The 16,739-nt window shown below is 67.0% G+C and carries 15 protein-coding genes and 1 other RNA gene; 8 read left to right on the plus strand and 8 right to left on the minus strand.

Translation table 11 applies throughout. The annotated features are described in order from the left end of the window. Positions 1–47: 47 nt before the first annotated feature. Positions 48–144: signal recognition particle sRNA small type (ffs, locus tag HW532_RS14855), an RNA gene on the minus strand. A gap of 182 nt (positions 145–326) precedes the next feature. Here ffs and nudC point away from each other — a divergent pair. Continuing rightward, entirely contained in the window at positions 327–1,265 is a 939-nt protein-coding gene (gene nudC / locus HW532_RS14860) for an NAD(+) diphosphatase (RefSeq protein ID WP_213161213.1), read from the plus strand. Between the two features lie 27 nt (positions 1,266–1,292). Here nudC and HW532_RS14865 read toward each other — a convergent pair whose 3' ends face one another. Both HW532_RS14865 and HW532_RS14870 read right to left on the minus strand, forming a co-directional pair. Beyond that, on the minus strand, positions 1,293–2,186 hold the full coding sequence (locus HW532_RS14865; protein WP_425491958.1) for a prephenate dehydratase: 894 nt from the start codon (positions 2,184–2,186) through the stop codon (positions 1,293–1,295). 27 nt (positions 2,187–2,213) lie between these two features. Further along, positions 2,214–2,930, minus strand: a complete 717-nt coding sequence (locus HW532_RS14870) for a 3-deoxy-manno-octulosonate cytidylyltransferase (RefSeq protein ID WP_425491882.1) — start codon at positions 2,928–2,930, stop codon at positions 2,214–2,216. A gap of 251 nt (positions 2,931–3,181) precedes the next feature. Here HW532_RS14870 and HW532_RS14875 point away from each other — a divergent pair, with 251 nt between their 5' ends. From HW532_RS14875 to HW532_RS14905, 7 genes are all read left to right on the plus strand, one after another. After that, a complete protein-coding gene (locus tag HW532_RS14875) occupies positions 3,182–3,937 on the plus strand; it encodes a c-type cytochrome (protein WP_246479134.1) in 756 nt (251 codons plus the stop codon). Between the two features lie 172 nt (positions 3,938–4,109). Then, complete coding sequence (locus tag HW532_RS14880; protein ID WP_213161215.1) at positions 4,110–5,987, plus strand: extracellular solute-binding protein; 1,878 nt, start codon at positions 4,110–4,112, stop codon at positions 5,985–5,987. A gap of 13 nt (positions 5,988–6,000) precedes the next feature. Continuing rightward, entirely contained in the window at positions 6,001–7,872 is a 1,872-nt protein-coding gene (locus HW532_RS14885) for an extracellular solute-binding protein (RefSeq protein WP_213161216.1), read from the plus strand. Next, on the plus strand, positions 7,869–8,984 hold the full coding sequence (locus tag HW532_RS14890) for a microcin C ABC transporter permease YejB (RefSeq protein WP_213161217.1): 1,116 nt from the start codon (positions 7,869–7,871) through the stop codon (positions 8,982–8,984). The genes HW532_RS14885 and HW532_RS14890 overlap by 4 nt, the downstream gene beginning before the upstream one ends. Before the next feature lie 4 nt (positions 8,985–8,988). Beyond that, the gene (locus HW532_RS14895) at positions 8,989–10,107 is read left to right on the plus strand and encodes an ABC transporter permease (protein WP_213161218.1); all 1,119 of its coding nucleotides are present in this window, start codon (positions 8,989–8,991) and stop codon (positions 10,105–10,107) included. Then, the gene (locus HW532_RS14900; protein WP_213161219.1) at positions 10,104–11,744 is read left to right on the plus strand and encodes an ABC transporter ATP-binding protein; all 1,641 of its coding nucleotides are present in this window, start codon (positions 10,104–10,106) and stop codon (positions 11,742–11,744) included. Before HW532_RS14895 ends, HW532_RS14900 begins: the two co-directional genes overlap by 4 nt. 130 nt (positions 11,745–11,874) lie before the next feature. Next, positions 11,875–12,816, plus strand: a complete 942-nt coding sequence (locus tag HW532_RS14905) for a 2-hydroxyacid dehydrogenase (protein ID WP_213161220.1) — start codon at positions 11,875–11,877, stop codon at positions 12,814–12,816. 36 nt (positions 12,817–12,852) lie between these two features. Here HW532_RS14905 and HW532_RS14910 read toward each other — a convergent pair whose 3' ends face one another. The 5 genes from HW532_RS14910 to HW532_RS14930 form a co-directional block, all read right to left on the minus strand. After that, positions 12,853–13,311: a hypothetical protein gene (locus HW532_RS14910; protein ID WP_246479143.1), complete on the minus strand. Its 459-nt coding sequence runs from the start codon at positions 13,309–13,311 to the stop codon at positions 12,853–12,855. A 111-nt stretch (positions 13,312–13,422) separates the two neighbouring features. Further along, positions 13,423–14,280 carry a C40 family peptidase gene (locus HW532_RS14915; protein ID WP_213161221.1) on the minus strand — a complete coding sequence of 286 codons (858 nt, stop codon included), beginning with the start codon at positions 14,278–14,280 and terminating at the stop codon, positions 13,423–13,425. Then, a complete protein-coding gene (locus HW532_RS14920; RefSeq protein WP_213161222.1) occupies positions 14,277–14,627 on the minus strand; it encodes a MarR family winged helix-turn-helix transcriptional regulator in 351 nt (116 codons plus the stop codon). Before HW532_RS14920 ends, HW532_RS14915 begins: the two co-directional genes overlap by 4 nt. A gap of 213 nt (positions 14,628–14,840) precedes the next feature. After that, a complete protein-coding gene (locus tag HW532_RS14925) occupies positions 14,841–16,247 on the minus strand; it encodes a leucyl aminopeptidase family protein (protein ID WP_213161223.1) in 1,407 nt (468 codons plus the stop codon). A 124-nt stretch (positions 16,248–16,371) separates the two neighbouring features. Then, complete coding sequence (locus HW532_RS14930) at positions 16,372–16,626, minus strand: Flp family type IVb pilin (RefSeq protein WP_213161224.1); 255 nt, start codon at positions 16,624–16,626, stop codon at positions 16,372–16,374. Positions 16,627–16,739 lie beyond the last annotated feature (113 nt).

Genomic DNA, 16,739 nt, shown 5'->3' on the forward strand with positions numbered 1-16,739 from the left:
TCGGCATTCCGAACACGCACATGCCATATGCTCCGTCGCGACGGAAGGCGAGAGACTGGACGGACAACCCATGCCGGATTCGTTAGGGCTGCTTCCTTCCGGACCTGACCCGGTTGGCGAACGGCACGCCTGCCGCCAGCCTCTCTGGGAAGAGTATATCAGCATCGCCGGGGCGGATGGCAAGGGCTGTGGCGCGTTTGTCCAGAGATCATCGCACCGGGCGGGCGATATGGTGCGGACGGGCACCGTTGCGGGCCCACGGCGTTATTGCGCGGACATCGTGTGCGTGCATACTTTCCCGCGGCCAGAACACATCCGGATCGACCATGACCGACAAAGCCGAACTCGCCTTCATCGTTAACCCTCTCGACCGTGCGGCCCCCCGGCGTGGCGATCCCGACTGGCTCAAGGCGCGGCGCGAGCAGGAGGCGGTGCGCAACATCGCCTTCGTGGGCGACAAGGTGCTGGTCAGCGCCAATGGCGCGACCCCGCATCTCGCGCCGCCATGCCCGGACTGGCCGGGCCGCGCGGGCGCCGGCGAGCGGTCCGTGTTTCTCGGCCTCGCCCCTGACGGCACGGCGGTCTTCGCGGAGCTCCTCGACGCCGACGAGGAAGCCTTCGCGCCGTTCGTCGCGCGCGGCGACCTCCAGGCCATCGACCTGCGCAGCCTCGCCTCCGAAGGCGCGTTGCCGGCAGAGGAGCTCGGCGTTCTCGCCCAGGCGCGCTCGCTGCTCGGCTGGCATGCCACGCACCGCTTCTGTTCGACCTGCGGCGCGCCGACGGAGATGGGCGACGCGGGCTACAAGCGCGTGTGCCCGTCCTGCGGGCGCGAGCATTTCCCGCGGACCGACCCGGTGGTCATCATGCTCGCGATCCGGGGCGACAAGTGCCTCCTCGGCCGGCAGAGCCGATTCGCGCCGGGCGTCTATTCCGCGCTGGCCGGCTTCGTGGAGCCGGGCGAGACCATCGAGGACGCCTGCCGGCGCGAGCTGATGGAGGAGGCCGGCATCGCGACCGGCGCGGTGCGCTACCATTCGAGCCAGCCCTGGCCGTTCCCGTCCTCGCTGATGATCGGGCTCATGGCGGACGCCCTCGACGAGGAGATCTCGCTCGTCGACGAGGAACTCGAGGACGCGCGCTGGTTCACCCGCGAGGAGGCGCGCGCCATGCTCGAGGGGACCCATCCCGACGGCATTCGCGCGCCGAACCCCATCGCCATCGCGCGGCATCTCCTCATGAGCTTCGTGTCGGGCGGGCGCGCCTGACAAAGACGCTAACCCAGGCTTGCGGAGCTATTCGGCGCCTGTGCGGGCCTCGGCGCGTCCCGCTCTCAGGCGCTCGCGCCACGGGCTTGCCGGATAGGTGCCGAGCACGCGCAGATGCGAGGTGAAGAAGGCGAGCTCCTCGAGCGCGAGCTGGACGGGCCGGTCGGCCGGATGGCCCTCGATGTCGGCATAGAACTCCGCCACGTTGAAGGACTGGTCGACATAGGATTCGAGCTTCGTCATGTTCACGCCGTTGGTCGCGAACCCGCCCATGGCCTTGTAGAGCGCGGCGGGCACGTTGCGCACGCGGAAGATGAAGGTCGTGACCGTCGGCCCCTCGCCGGGCTCGGCATCGTCGGGCTCGCGCGAGAGAACGATGAAGCGCGTCGTATTGTGCCGGGCGTCCTCGATATTCTCGCGCAGCACCTTCAGCCCGTGGATCTCGGCAGCGAGCCTTGAGGAGATGGCGGCGAGGGAGGGGTCGCCCGCCTCCGCGATCTCGCGTGCCGCGCCGGCGGTGTCGGCGGTGGCGATGGCCTTCAGTCCGAGCTCGCGGATCACCTTGCGGCACTGGCCGAGCGCGTGGGGATGGCTGTAGACCTTGCGGATCGTGTCCAGGCCCGCCTCCGGGATCGCGACGAGCTGGTGGTTGATGCGCAGAAAATGCTCGCCGACGATATAGAGGCTGGAATTCGGCATGAGATAGTGGATGTCGGCCACACGGCCGGCGACCGTGTTCTCGATCGGGATCATGCCGAGGTCGGCCTCGCCCTCCTCGATGGCGGAGAAGGCGTCCTCGAAGGTCTCGCAGGCGACCGGCTCGTCGTCGGGAAACATCTCCAGGCACGCCCTGTGGGAATTGGCCCCCTGCTCGCCCTGGAAGACGATTCTACGCCTGGTCTCGCTCGTCACGCCCGTCAACTCCGCCAACCGCCCGGCAGGCTGCAATTATCCGGTGCGTTCGCGCGCCGCCAGAAGCATCCGGGCCCGTTCAAGATCGGCCGGAGTATCGACACCGAAGGGAACGGTGTCAACGAGCGCAACCGCGATGGTCATGCCGGCGTCGAGCGCGCGTAGCTGCTCCAGCCGCGCCGCCTTCTCGCGCGGGCTTTCCGGCAGCGAGACGAAGCGGTCCAGCGCAGCGCGGCGATAGGCGTAGATGCCGATATGGTGGTAATGCGGCCCCCGCTCCCCCGCCTCGATCTCGCGGCGGAAATCGCGCGCGCGGGCGACGGTCTCGCCATCAGCGAAGCGGGTGATGGCCTTCACCACATTGGGATTGCCGATCTCCGCCTCGTCGGTGATGAGGCTCACCGGCGTGGCGATATCGATGGCCGGATCGGCGAGCGGCGCCAGGCAGGCGCGAATCGTCTCCGGCGCGATGGTCGGCAGGTCGCCTTGGATGTTGACGACATAGGCGAAGCGGCCGTCGGGGCCGAGCCCGGCGACAGCGGCATGCACCCGGTCCGATCCGCTGGCGAGATCCGGCGCGGTGAGCACGGCCTCGCCGCCGGCGGCCCTGACGGCGTCCGCGATCTCCGGTTCGGCGGCCGCCACGACCGCGCGGCCGATGCCGGCCTCCATGGCGCGGCGCCAGACATGGACGATCATCGCCTCGCCGGCTATGTCGGCAAGGGGCTTGCCCGGCAGACGTGTCGATGCCATACGGGCGGGAATGACTGCGAGGGTGTTTTCCAATCCGGGAGCGTCCATCGTCTCGTAGTAATCGCGAAAGGCCATCGTTCAAGCGCGGCATATGTGCGCATGGGCTCAAGCGTGTTGCAAGCGGGGTGAGAAACAATTAGGTTCCGGCGCGCCGGGCGCACGCCATGCACCCGCATATTGCCCGGCGTGCAAACCGGCCGTGACCGACCATGATGAAGCGCCTTCTCGGCGGCAGAGGGGATTTGTAGACCATGATGGATACGTTCGAGCTCAACAAGATCGTCGGGGCGGTCCTGTTTGCCTTGCTCGTGGCCATGGGGCTCGGGGTGGTATCCGATATCGTCTACAACCCGCATATCCCCGACCAGCCGGGCTATGCGCTCACCATCGAACAGGCCGAGAGCGAGGGCGGCACCGAAGAGGTGAAGGAAGAGGTCCCGCTCGCTGTTCTGCTCAACGAGGCCGATCCCGCCAACGGCGAGAAGCAGGCCAAGAAATGCGCGACCTGCCACACGTTCGAGAAGGGCGGTCCGAACAAGATCGGTCCGAACCTCTACGATGTGGTCGGTCGTCCCATCGCCTCCCACGAGGGCTTCTCCTATTCCTCCGCGCTCCAGGCGAAGGCAGAAGAGCTCGGCGACTGGACCTACGAGTCGCTCGACCATTTCGTGGAGAAGCCGCAGGGCTTCGCCCAGGGCACCAAGATGAGCTTCGCGGGCATCAGGGGCGAGACGGACCGCGCCGACCTGCTCGTCTATCTGCGCTCGCTGTCGGAGAGCCCGGCGCCGCTGCCGGAAATGCCGGCCGACGATTCCGCCGCCGCGGAAGGCGCCGATGTGGACATGCCGGCCGCAGAGGATGGTGCCGCGGAAGACGGCCAGGAGGCCGCGCCGGCTGCAGAGGACGGTGCCGCCGAGGGCGGCCAGGAGGCCGCGCCGGCGGCCGGCGACGATGCCGCGCAGGACGGCGCCGAGGATCAGACACCGGCGGAAAACAGCAGCGAATAAGCCCGCTTGGGGCGCGCGGACGCGCCACGCATTACCAAAATTTAACGCCGGCGGCCCTTCCGCCGGCGTTTCCTTTTGTGGCATAGACGAAGTGAGGGAACGGTGTGCGCCGGGTTCGGCGCGGCATGAAGGCTCACCGTATGGGGCATTGCTGGAGGGCAGGTCTGATCCGATGCGCATGACGCGACGCAAAGCGCTCTCACTGCTCGGTGCCGGTGCCGGGCTGCCGTTTCTGCCGGTTCCCGGCCTGATGACGCCGGCACGCGCGCAGGCCGGCGGATGGCATCACGGCCTTTCGCTGTTCGGCGATCTCAAATACGGGCCGGACTTCAAGCATTTCGATTATGTCGATCCGGACGCCCCGAAGGGCGGGCGCCTGCGCATGGCGACCTACCAGCCCTTCGACAGCCTGAATGTCGTGCCGCCACGGGGCTCCGTCGCCCCGGGAGTGGGGCTGATCTACGACTCGCTGATGACATCCTCGCTCGACGAGGTGTCCACGGAATACGGCCTCGTGGCAGACGGCGCGGAGATCGCGGACGATATCTCCTGGGTCACCTACCGTCTGCGCGAGGGAGGCCGCTGGCACGACGGCGAGCCGATCACGCCGGCGGACGTGCTGTTCTCCTTCGACGCGCTGAAGACGCACCACCCACTCTATCACCACTATTACCAGAACGTGGTGAAGGCCGAGCAGACCGGCGACCGGGAGGTGACCTTCACCTTCGACCAGACCGGCAATCGCGAGCTGCCCAACATCGTCGGCCAGATCACGGTGCTCCCGAAGCACTATTGGGACGGCAAGGATGCCAAGGGCAATCCGCGCGACATCACCAAGACCACGCTCGATGTGCCGCTGGGATCGGGCGCCTACCGCATCAAGCAGGTCATTCCGGGCCGCACAATCGTCTATGAGCGGGTGCCGGACTATTGGGGCGCGGAGCTGCCCGTCAATATAGGACGGAACAATCTCGACGAGATCCGCTACGAGGTCTATCGCGACCTCCAGGTCGCTTTCGAGGCCTTCAAGGCCGACGCGCTCGACTTCTTCGTCGAGGCCACCTCGAAGAACTGGGTCTCCGGCTACGACTTCCCGGCGGTGAAGCGCGGCGACGTGGTCCAGGAGGCGTTCCCGCAGATGTCGCGGGCCACGGGCCGGCTGCAGGCCTGGGTGTTCAACCTGCGACGCAAGAAGTTCCAGGATCGCCGGGTGCGGCGCGCCTTCAATCTCGCGCTCGATTTCGAGACCATGAACGAGACCTTCTTCTATGGCCTCTACGAGCGTATCGACAGCTATTTCGACGGCACGGAGCTCGCGGCGACGGGCGTGCCGGAGGGGCTCGAACTGGAGATCCTGGAGAAGGTGCGCGACAAGGTGCCCGAAGCGCTCTTCACCGAGCCCTACGAGAACCCTGTCGGCGGTTCGCCCAAGGCCGTCCGGCGCAATCTGCGCGAGGCGCTCAAGCTGCTCGAGGAGGCCGGCTGGGTGGTGAAGAACCGCAGGCTCGTGAATGCGGAGACGGGCGAGCCCTTCACCGTGCAGTTCCTGTCCGACGATCCGCGCTCGGAGCGCACTGTGGGCTTCTACAAGAAGAACCTGGAGCGGCTCGGCATGGACGTGTCGCTGCGCGTGGTCGATTCCTCGCAGTACCAGAACAGGCTGCGCTCGTTCGATTTCGATATCATCTCCGTCGTCAAGCTCCAGTCTCTCTCGCCGGGCAACGAGCAGCGCAACTACTGGGGATCGGAGTCCGCCGACGTGCCCGGCTCGGACAACGAGATGGGCATCAAGAACCCGGCAGTGGACTACCTGATCGACCGGATCATCTATGCGGAGAACCGCGAGGAGCTGGTCGCGGCGACCCATGCGCTCGACCGGGTGCTCCTGTGGAACGACTATGTCGTGCCCCAGTGGATTTCCGGCGAGATCTGGACGGCGCGCTGGAACCGCTATTCCCATCCCGATCCGTTGCCGGAATACAGCTTCGGCTTTCCGTCCATCTGGTGGTACGACAAGGACAAGGCCGCCGCGATCGGTGGCGAGGGATAGGGACCTTGAGGCGATGAGCGGACCGTCCGTCACCCGGCGATGCGTGCTCAAGGGCACGGGCGCCCTGGCCGCGTTGCCCGTCTTGCCCCGGATGGCAGACGCGGCCGGCGAGGACCGCCACGGCCTGTCGGCCTTCGGCGACCTGAAATATCCGCCGGACTTCGCCCATTTCGACTATGTGAACCCCGACGCGCCGAAGGGCGGCGTGCTCTCCACCGTGCCGTCGAGCTGGGGCTGGAACCAGAGCCCGCTCACCTTCAACACGCTCAACACGCTCGTCCTGAAGGGCGACGCGCCGGTCGGGCTCGATATCATCTATGACAGCCTGATGACGCGCGCGACCGACGAGCCGGACGCGGTCTACGGCCTCGTCGCGCGGAGCGTGCGGATCTCCGGCGACGGCAATCTCTACACCTTCCTTCTGCGCCCGGAGGCGCGGTTCCACGACGGATCGCCGCTGACCGCCGACGATGTCGTCTTCTCGCTCCTGACGCTCAAGGAGAAGGGCCATCCCGCCGTCAGCCAGTCGATCCGCGACATGGTGGAGGTCTCCCGCGATGGCGACCGCGCCGTGACCGTGCGTCTGGCCGACGACCACAGCCGCGGCCTTCCCATGCTCGTCGCCTCCCTGCCCATCGTGTCGCGCGCCTGGTACGAGACGCGCGATTTCGCCGCCAGCACGCTGGAGCGGCCGCTGGCGAGCGGGCCCTACAAGGTGGGCGCCTTCGAGCCCGGGCGCTTTATCGAGTACAAGCGCGCGGGCAATTACTGGGCCCGCGACCTGCCGGTCAATCGCGGGCGGTACAATTTCGACATCTACCGCGTGGAGTTCTTCCGCGACCGGGACGTGGCGTTCGAGGCTTTCAAGGCCAAGACCTATCTCCTGCGCGAGGAGTTCTCGTCGAAGAGCTGGGCGACGCAATACGATTTTCCCGCGATCGCCGACGGCCGGGTCGTGCAAGACACCATTCCCGACAACCGCCCTTCCGGCGCGCAGGGCTATTTCCTGAATACCCGCCGCCCGCAATTCTCCGACCGGCGGGTGCGCGAGGCGCTCATCTACGCCTTCGATTTCGAATGGGCCAATGAGAACCTGTTCTACGGGCTCTACAAGCGGACCCATTCCTTCTTCCAGAACTCCGACATGATGGCGCAGGGCGAGCCCGGCGAAGCGGAGCTTGCGCTGCTCGAGCCCTATCGCGGCCAGGTGCCGGACGAGGTGTTCGGCGAGCCCTTCTCCCCGCCCGTCACCGACGGGTCGGGCCGCGACCGCGGCTCCCTGCGCCACGCCAAGAGGCTGCTTCAGGAGGCGGGCTGGACGGTCAGCGACGGCGCCTTGCGCAATGCGGCGGGCGAGCCCTTCACGATCGAGTTCCTGGAGGACGATCCGAGCTTCGAGCGCGTGACCATGCCCTATGTGCGGCGGCTGGAGCGGCTCGGCATCCAGGCGCGCATCCGCACGGTCGATCCCGCCCAGTTCCAGTCGCGCCTGAAGGATTTCGACTACGACGTCGTCGTCAGGCGCTATGCCATGCCGCAGACGCCCGACGAGGGCATCAAGAGGTTCTGGAGCTCCGCCGACGCCGACGTGCCGGGCAGCGACAATCTCTCCGGCATCAAGGATCCGGTGGTCGACGCGCTGACGGAGACCATGATCCGCGCCAAGACCCGCGAGGAGATGGTCGCCGCCGCCCGCGCGCTCGACCGCGTGCTGCGCGCGGGCCGGTACTGGGTGCCGCACTGGTACAAGGGCACGCATACGCTGGCCTATTGGGATGCGTTCGAGAGGCCTGAGACCAAGCCGGCCTACGAGCGCGGCATCGTGACCACCTGGTGGTCGCGCACCGGCGGCGACGCGGCGGGCGACGGGGGCGCGCGCGGATGACGGCCTATATCGTCAGGCGCCTCCTGCTCATGGTGCCCACCATTCTGGGTATCATGCTTATCAGCTTCGTTATCGTGCAGTTCGCGCCGGGCGGTCCGGTGGAACGCGTGCTGGCCCAGATCTCCGGGTCCGATGTCGCAGCGACCGCACGCATCTCCGGCGGCACGGGCGGCGACGGGGGCGGTGGCGGCGGTGTCAGCAGCTCCGGCGGCGGCGAGAGCATCACGTCGAAATACCGCGGGGCGCGCGGCCTCGATCCGGAATTCATCCGCCAGCTCGAAGAGCAGTTCGGCTTCGACAAGCCGGCGCATGAGCGCTTCCTGCTGATGCTGAAGAACTTCATCACCTTCGATTTCGGCCAGAGCTATTTCCGCGACATATCGGTGATCGACCTCATACTGGAGAAGATGCCGGTCTCGGTGTCGCTCGGCCTGTGGATGACCGTCCTGTCCTACATGATCTCCATCCCGCTCGGCATCGCCAAGGCGATGCACGACGGCACGCGCTTCGATGTATGGACCAGCGCGGTGGTGATCGTGGGCTACGCGATCCCGGGCTTCCTGTTCGCTGTGCTGCTGATCGTGCTGTTCGCCGGGGGCTCGTTCTTCGATATCTTCCCCTTGCGCGGCCTCGTCTCCGACAACTGGGACAGCCTCGCCTGGTACGACAAGATCCTCGACTATCTCTGGCACCTCGTGCTGCCCATCGCCGCGCTCGCCATCGGCGCCTTCGCGACGACGACGCTGTTGACCAAGAACTCCTTCCTCGACGAGATCCGCAAGCAATATGTGATGACCGCGCGCGCCAAGGGGCTGACCGAGCGCCAGGTGCTCTACGGCCATGTCTTCCGCAACGCCATGCTGATCATCATCGCGGGCTTTCCGGGCGCCTTCATCTCGGCCTTCTTCACGGGCTCGCTGCTGATCGAGACGATCTTCTCGCTCGACGGGCTGGGGCTGCTCTCGTTTGAGTCCATCGTCAACCGCGACTATCCGGTCGTCTTCGCCACGCTCTACATCTTCAGCCTGCTCGGGCTGGTGGTGAACCTCATCTCCGACCTCACCTATACTTGGGTCGATCCGCGCATCGACTTCGAGACGCGCGAGGTGTGAGGCGATGGAGGCACGCAAGGACAGGCCCGAAGATCACGAGGGCGCGCTCGCGGCAGGCTCCGCCGAAGCGCTTCATGCCACGCCCGAACGCACCGGCTGGCTCTCCCCGATCAACCAGCGCCGGCTGGATAATTTCAAGGCCAACCGGCGCGGCTACTGGTCCTTCTGGATCTTCCTCGTCCTGTTCCTGGTGACGCTGTTTGCGGAGTTCATCGCCAATGACCGCCCGCTCCTGGTGGAATATGGCGGCGAGTACTATTTCCCGATCTTCGAGGCCTATCCCGAGACCGTCTTCGGCGGCGATTTCGAAACGGAAGCGGACTATCGCGATCCCTTCGTCCAGGACCTCATCCAGGAGGATGGCGGCTGGATCGTCTGGCCGCTCATCCCCTACAGCTACGACACGATCAATCTGGACCTGCCGGTGCCCGCGCCCGCGCCGCCCTCGGCGGAGAACTGGCTGGGCACGGACGATCAGGGCCGCGACGTGGTGGCGCGCGTCATCTACGGCTTCCGCATATCGGTCCTGTTCGGGCTGACGCTGACCGTCGTCTCCTCCTTCATCGGCGTGGTGGCCGGTGCCGTGCAGGGCTATTTCGGCGGCTGGACGGATCTCATCTTCCAGCGCGTCATCGAGATCTGGACATCGATCCCGGCGCTCTATCTCCTGATCATCATCGCCTCGGTGATCGAGCCGAATTTCTGGATCCTGCTCGGCATCCTGCTGCTGTTCTCCTGGGTCGCGCTTGTCGGCGTGGTCAGGGCGGAGTTCCTGCGCGGGCGCAATCTGGAGTTCGTCACGGCCGCGCGCGCCATGGGCCATACCAATCTCGTCATCATGTTCCGCCACCTCCTGCCCAACGCCATGGTGGCCACCCTCACTTTCATGCCGTTCATCCTCAACGGTTCGATCACCACGCTCACCTCGCTCGACTTCCTGGGCTTCGGCCTGCCGCCGGGCTCGCCCTCGCTCGGCGAGCTTCTGGCGCAGGGCAAGGCGAACCTGCAGGCGCCGTGGCTCGGCATTTCGGGCTTCGTCGTGATCGCGCTGATGCTGAGCCTGCTGATCTTCATCGGCGAGGCCGTGCGCGACGCCTTCGATCCGAGGAAGACCTACCAATGAGCGCGAACGCGGGCGACACGCTTCTTCAGGTGCAGGACCTGTCGGTCGCCTTCCGGCAGGGCGGCGGGGAGACGCTCGCCGTCGACCGCGTCTCCTTCGACGTCAAGCCGGGCGAGACGGTGGCGCTCGTGGGCGAGTCGGGCTCCGGCAAGACGGTGAGCGCGCTCTCCGTCATGCGGCTCCTGCCCTATCCCTCCGCGCGCCACCCGTCCGGGCTCATCCGCTTCAAGGGCACCGACGTGCTCAAGGCCGACGACCGCACCATGCGCGGCATCCGCGGCAACGACATCGCGATGATCTTCCAGGAGCCCATGAGCTCGCTGAACCCGCTGCATTCCGTTGAGCGCCAGATCGGCGAGGTTCTGACGCTGCATCAGGGCATGAGCGACGCGAAGGCCCGCAATCGTGTTCTGGAGCTTCTGGACATTGTCGGCATTCCCGACCCCGAGACCCGGCTGAAGAGCTATCCCCACCAGCTCTCCGGCGGCCAGCGCCAGCGCGTCATGATCGCCATGGCGCTCGCCAACGAGCCCGATCTCCTGATCGCTGACGAGCCGACCACGGCGCTCGACGTGACCATCCAGGCGCAGATCCTGGAGCTGCTCAAGCGGCTCCAGAAGGAGCTCGGCATGGCCATGCTGCTCATCACCCACGATCTCGGTATCGTGCGCAAGATGGCCGAGCGCGTGAATGTCATGACGCATGGCAGGATCGTGGAGCAGGGGCCGACGGAGCAGATCTTCGACCGGCCCGAACACGCCTATACGAAAAGCCTCCTGTCGGCGGAGCCCAAGGGCGAGCCGCCCGGCACCGACAGCACCGGCACCGTGGTCATGGAGACCGACGACCTCAAGGTCTGGTTCCCGATCCGGCGCGGTCTCTTCAAGCGCACGGTCGGCTATGTGAAGGCGGTCGACGGCGTGACGGTGAAGATCCGCGAGGGCGAGACGCTGGGCGTGGTCGGCGAATCGGGCTCCGGCAAGACCTCGCTCGGGCTCGCCATCATGCGCCTCATCTCCTCGAAGGGGCGTATCGCCTATATCGGCCGGCCCATCGAGGCGCTCAATGCGCGCCAGATGCGGCCGCTGCGCAAGGATCTCCAGATCGTCTTCCAGGATCCCTACGGCTCGCTCAGCCCGCGCATGTCGATCGCGCAGATCGTCGGGGAGGGTCTGCTCGTGCAGGACAGGGGGCTGCCTTACGACGAGCAGCGCGAGCGCATCGCCCAGTCCTTAAGGGAAGTCGGCATCGATCCGGCGGCGATGGACCGTTACCCCCACGAATTCTCCGGGGGTCAGCGCCAGCGCATCGCGGTCGCGCGCGCCATGGTGCTCAAGCCCCGCTTCGTCATGCTGGACGAACCGACCAGCGCGCTCGACATGTCCGTCCAGGCCCAGATCGTCGACCTCCTGCGCGATCTCCAGAAGCGCCACAGGCTCGCCTACCTCTTCATCAGCCACGATCTCAGGGTGGTGCGCGCGCTGGCCAACGAGGTGGTGGTGATGCGCGATGGCCAGGTGGTGGAGCAGGGCGAGGCCACGACGATCTTCGAGGCGCCGCGCACCGACTATACCAGGGCGCTCATGGCCGCCGCCTTCGATCTCGAAACCGCCCCGGCGGGCATCGTCGCGGAATAGCGGGGTTTGGGGGGAACCGGCACCGGTCCGCGTCCCCGCCCGCCTTGCAATTCGGCCCGGGCCATGCTTGGAGAGGGGCGGGCGTCCGCCCGGTCCACTCCCGATTCCCGTTCCCGACTGCGAGGCAGCGATGGCGATCCTCTATCTGATCAGCGGCTGGCAGACCGATCACTGGGTGTCCGCGATGCGCGAGCTCGCGCCGGAGCGCGACGTGCGCCTGTGGCCCGATGCCGGCGCGCTGTCGGAGATCGATTATGTGCTCGCCTGGAAGCCGCTGACAGGCGTGTTCAAGACACTGCCGAACCTCAAGGCGATCTTCTCGCTCGGCGCCGGCGTCGACGCCATCATGGCCGATCCGGACCTGCCGGGCGTCCCCGTGGCGCGCATCGTCGATCCCGATCTCACCATGCGCATGACGGAATATGTCGTGCTGCATGTGCTGATGCATCACCGCCAGCAGCGCAGATACGATGCGGTCCAGGCGCGCCGGGAATGGCGGCCGCTCGACCAGCCGCCGGCAAACGCGGTGCGCGTCGGCATCATGGGACTCGGCGCGCTTGGCCGTGACGCTGCGGAAAAACTGCGCGATCTGGGCTTCGACGTCGCCGGCTGGAGCCGCTCGCCGAAGCGTGTGGAGGGGGTGGCCTGCTTTGCCGGGGATGACGGGCTTAAGCCCTTCCTCGCCCGCACCGACATCCTTGTCTGCCTCCTGCCGCATACGCCGGAAACGGAGGGGCTGATCGACCGTAAGCTCATTGCGGGCCTCGCGCGCGACGGCGCGATCGAGGGGCCGGCGCTCATCAACGCCGCGCGCGGCAAGCTGCAGGTGGAGGCCGATATCCTCGCAGCCCTCGACGACGGCACGCTCGCCCATGCCACGCTCGACGTCTTCGAGACCGAGCCGCTGCCGCAGGAAAGCCCGTTCTGGACCCATCCGCGCGTGACGCTCACACCCCATGTGGCCAGCGATTCCGATCCGCTCTCGCTCACCCGCAATATCCTCGCCCAGATCGAGCGCTTCGAGGCCGGCCAGCCTCTGGAGAACCTCGTGGACCGCAACCGGGGCTATTGACGCCCACGGGCGGAAGGCGGGGCAAGGGGTGAGGGACTACGCGATCCTGTCCGGCAGGCCGCGCCCGTTATTCCACCACCGGTTCGGATTGTCGCTCCCCGGATTGTAGGCTGCCCGGCTCGCCCAGTCCTCGCGCAGAAAGATGACCGGCTCCTCGTAGTGGTGGACATGGAGGATCGCGTCCATGACCGCTTCCAGGACGGAGAGGTCGCGTTCGATGGAGATCTTCAGCTCCACCATCGGGTAGGTTTCCGTGCTGCCCGCCTCGAAGCCGCCGACATGCGTCGTCGTGGTCGAGCCTGGCTCGGGCTGCGATGTCTCCTTGCCGAGCGCGGAGATGCTCGCATTGCGCTGGTAGCGCCCGAAGGAAAGCGGGTGCACCTCCATGACCGCATCGAGAATCCGGTCCGTGTCCTCCGGCAGTGTCTGAATTTCGAGCGTCCAGACGGGAACGAATGTTCCCGATCTTGCCTGATAACCTTCCAGAACGGACATGGATAGGCTCCCTGTAGAATGTTCTCTTTTTGTTCCATTTTCCGCGCGCGCTGTCAAGGCGATGGACGCGGCTATCGCGAAGGGCCGGGCCGGGCAAGCCCGACACGGGCCTCACTCCGGCACCATGCGGCGGATACCGGTGACATTGCCGTAGAGGCGGGCGATGCGGTCGACGGCCTCGTGCAGCGGCTCGATCACCACCTGCATGTGGTGGCCGTTGGCGTGAAGAAACCGCTCGCCGTCGACCATCAGGCCGACATGGCCCTTCCAGAAGACGAGATCGCCGCGGTGGAGCGCGGCGAAACCGTGCGCGTCGACCGGCACGCCGAGGGCGGCCTCCTGCATGTCGCTGTCGCGCGGGCAGGGATGGCCCGCGGCATGGAGCGCGAGCTGGACGAGGCCCGAACAGTCGACCCCCGTAAACCCCTTGCCGCCCCACAGATAGGGAACATGGAGCAGCGTTTCCGCGACGGCGACATAGTCCTGCGCATAGTCGCGCAAAGGCCGCACATGGCGGGCATAGACATAGCGCCCGTCGGCCAGCACGGCGAAGGGGCCCTCGGTGCCGGCAATGGCGAGCCGCGCATTGAGCCCGACACCCGTGACGGGCTGCGACTTCACGTCCGGCTGCGGATAGAGGAAGGTGCGAGGCACGCTCACGCGGTGGGTTGCCGGCTGGGCCTCCGGCGCGAGGCTGCCCGCGCGTGCATAGCCGACATAGCCGTCCTCCTCGATCTGGACCCAGGCCCAGCCGTCGCGCTCGTCGAAGACGCGCACGCGCTCGCCCATCAGCGCCTCGGTCAGGAGCGCGGCGTCGGGCTCGGGCCTGCGCCTCAGGCCGAGAGCGGGCGCGATGACATGATAGCTCTGGCCCTCCACGAAGCGTTCGGCCGGCACCCGGCCCCGGAGCCAGGCGGCGGCCAGATCGGGGCGGTAGGGATGGAGGCGCGGATCGGGCGCATTGGTCATGGCGGCAGTCTCCCGGCACGGTCGGCAATCGAATCGGCGAGGCGCTCCAGATAGAGCGCGCCCTTGACGGTGCGCTGGACCAGCACGTTGCGCCGGTCCTCCTCGTCGCGCCGGCGGCTGACGAGCTCCAGCCGGCCCATGGAATCGAGCGCGCGCGTGATGACGGGCTTCGACACGCCGAGCTTGGCGGCGAGCCCGCGCACCGTATGCGGCGGCGCCTCCAGATAGATGGTGAGCAGGATGGTCATCTGGCGCACGGAAAGGTCCGGCTCGCCGTCGCGGACGAGATCGAGATTCACATCATGCCACAAGGTCAGCGCCTGCGCCGTCGTCAAGCGCACGGTCATCGCACCGCTCCACCTCCCCCGGTCCTCCCAGAGCGGCCTGCGTCCTGTCGGACGCAGACAAGCTGCTCTAGCACTTTGGAAACGATCCGCTGATCCAGAGCAGACCGTTACGGTCCCGTATCATTTAAACGGCGGGACCCGGCGGGCGCAAGACGCGCGTGCGCTGCACGGCTGGAATCGGGAGCGGGGAGACGGTTCCGTGCGCGGCCGGCGTCAGCGCCCGCCCGCATAGCGGTCGCGGATCATGGCGAAGAGCGCGCGGATACCCTGGGCCTCGCCGCCGACGGGATGGCCGGGATGCGCCTTGGGCGTCCAGCCATAGATGTCGAGATGGATATAGGCCTTCGCCTTCTCCACGAAGCGCTTGAGGAAGAGGGCGGCGACCACCGAGCCGGCGAAGGAGGAGTCCGAAATGTGGTTCACATCGGCGACCTTGCTGTCGAGCCAGCGGTCGTAGGGGCCCCACAGCGGCATGCGCCAGAGGGGATCGTTCTCCGCCGCCGCGTGGCGCGACAGGGCCGCGGCCAGCTCGTCGTCGTCGGTGTAGAAGGGCGGCAGATCGGGTCCGAGCGCGACGCGGGCCGCGCCGGTGAGCGTCGCCATGTCGATCATGAGATCGGGCGCGTCCTCGTCGGCAAGCGCCAGTGCGTCGGCGAGCACCAGCCGGCCCTCCGCATCCGTATTGCCGATTTCCACGCTGAGGCCCTTGCGGCTCGCCAGGACGTCGCCGGGGCGGAAGGCGTCGCCGGAGATCGCGTTCTCCACCGCCGGGATCAGCACGCGCAGGCGGACCGGCAGGTCGGCGGCCATGATCATGCGGGCGAGCGCCAGCACATTCGCCGCCCCGCCCATGTCCTTCTTCATGAGCGACATGGCGTTGCCGGGCTTGATGTTGAGGCCGCCGGTGTCGAAGCACACGCCCTTGCCGACCAGCGTGATATGCGGGCCGCTCGCCGGCCCCCACATCAGATCGATCAGCCGGGGCGCGCGGGGGCTCGCCCGCCCGACCGCATGGATCATGGGGAAGTTGCGCTTGAGATGCTCCTCCTCGTGCACGGTCTTCACATGGGCCTTGTAGGTCCGGGCGAGATCGCGCGTCGCGGCCTCCAGCTCGTCGGGACCCAGATCGTTGGCCGGGGTGTTGATGAGGTCGCGGGCGAGCGACACCGCGGTCGCCTCCGCCAGCACGTCGTCGCGATCCACGCCTTCCGGCACGACGAGCCGCGCCCCGGCCTTCGCCGGCTTGCTCTTGTAGCGGTCGAAGCGATAGGCCTCCATGAGCCAGGCGAGCGCGGCGAGGCGCGGCGGGGACGGGATGTCGGCAAGGCTGTAGAGACCGTCCGGCAACAGGCTCGCCAGCCGTCCGGGCAGGAAGGGGTCGGCGTCGGTCGCGCGCTCCCCGAGCCCGAACAGCACGCCCTGCGGTGCGCCCGCCTCGCCGGGCAGGAGGACCATGCGCTCGCGCTGGCCCTTGAAACCTTGCGCCTGCGCCCAGGCGCGCTGGGCGTCCGGCAGCGCGTCGAGAACCGTCTCCACCGTGTCCCCTGCGGCAAGCCGGACGGGCACCGCGTCGCCTGCATGGGAGCTGCCGCTGTCTACGAGGAGGTCGCCGGGTTTCATGGTGTCTGCCCTTGTCTGTCGATCGGTGCCGCCACAATAACGAGCGGCCGCGGCGGCAGCAATGACAGGCCCGCCGGGTGCGGCAGGATGCGTGACCCGATCCTGTCGGTCAGGCCGTCGCGGATTATTGCAGTGTCTTGCGTACGCTTGTGCCGCCCGCCTCGTCTGTCGGCGTCAGGCGTGTGTGTGCCGCATCGGTGCTGTCGCCCGGCGGACCGGCAAAGACGGATATCGCAGTGAGAATGGCAACGGACAGACCGGCGATCAGCAAGCCGTACTCAATCGGCGTTGCCGCGATCCGGTCTCTGGATTGAGCTTCGGGCCTGGTCACAATCTCTCCCCCGACAGGTGTGACGGCATGCGCGGCGCCGGACTTCACGTGTATCGCCTCGCCCTATAATTGAACAATATCGAGCCCGAACCTGCAGAGTCCAGAACTTATATCAAACTTGAGACGATTAAAATTCTAATTGCCCATTTTATACTTTAGAC

It is taken from the genome of Kaustia mangrovi, assembly GCF_015482775.1.
Classification (GTDB): Bacteria; Pseudomonadota; Alphaproteobacteria; order Rhizobiales; family Im1; genus Kaustia; species Kaustia mangrovi.

Bases quoted from the DNA above. Each gene is read 5' to 3' on its own strand.
- HW532_RS14905 (WP_213161220.1), top strand. From the start codon at position 11,875: ATGGCGATCCTCTATCTGATCAGCGGCTGGCAGACCGATCACTGGGTG.
- HW532_RS14890 (WP_213161217.1), top strand. From the start codon at position 7,869: ATGACGGCCTATATCGTCAGGCGCCTCCTGCTCATGGTGCCCACCATT.
- HW532_RS14880 (WP_213161215.1), top strand. From the start codon at position 4,110: ATGCGCATGACGCGACGCAAAGCGCTCTCACTGCTCGGTGCCGGTGCC.
- HW532_RS14920 (WP_213161222.1), bottom strand. From the start codon at position 14,627: ATGACCGTGCGCTTGACGACGGCGCAGGCGCTGACCTTGTGGCATGAT.
- nudC (WP_213161213.1), top strand. From the start codon at position 327: ATGACCGACAAAGCCGAACTCGCCTTCATCGTTAACCCTCTCGACCGT.
- HW532_RS14895 (WP_213161218.1), top strand. From the start codon at position 8,989: ATGGAGGCACGCAAGGACAGGCCCGAAGATCACGAGGGCGCGCTCGCG.
- HW532_RS14875 (WP_246479134.1), top strand. From the start codon at position 3,182: ATGATGGATACGTTCGAGCTCAACAAGATCGTCGGGGCGGTCCTGTTT.
- HW532_RS14915 (WP_213161221.1), bottom strand. From the start codon at position 14,280: ATGACCAATGCGCCCGATCCGCGCCTCCATCCCTACCGCCCCGATCTG.
- HW532_RS14925 (WP_213161223.1), bottom strand. From the start codon at position 16,247: ATGAAACCCGGCGACCTCCTCGTAGACAGCGGCAGCTCCCATGCAGGC.
- HW532_RS14910 (WP_246479143.1), bottom strand. From the start codon at position 13,311: ATGTCCGTTCTGGAAGGTTATCAGGCAAGATCGGGAACATTCGTTCCC.
- HW532_RS14900 (WP_213161219.1), top strand. From the start codon at position 10,104: ATGAGCGCGAACGCGGGCGACACGCTTCTTCAGGTGCAGGACCTGTCG.
- HW532_RS14870 (WP_425491882.1), bottom strand. From the start codon at position 2,930: ATGGCATCGACACGTCTGCCGGGCAAGCCCCTTGCCGACATAGCCGGC.
- HW532_RS14885 (WP_213161216.1), top strand. From the start codon at position 6,001: ATGAGCGGACCGTCCGTCACCCGGCGATGCGTGCTCAAGGGCACGGGC.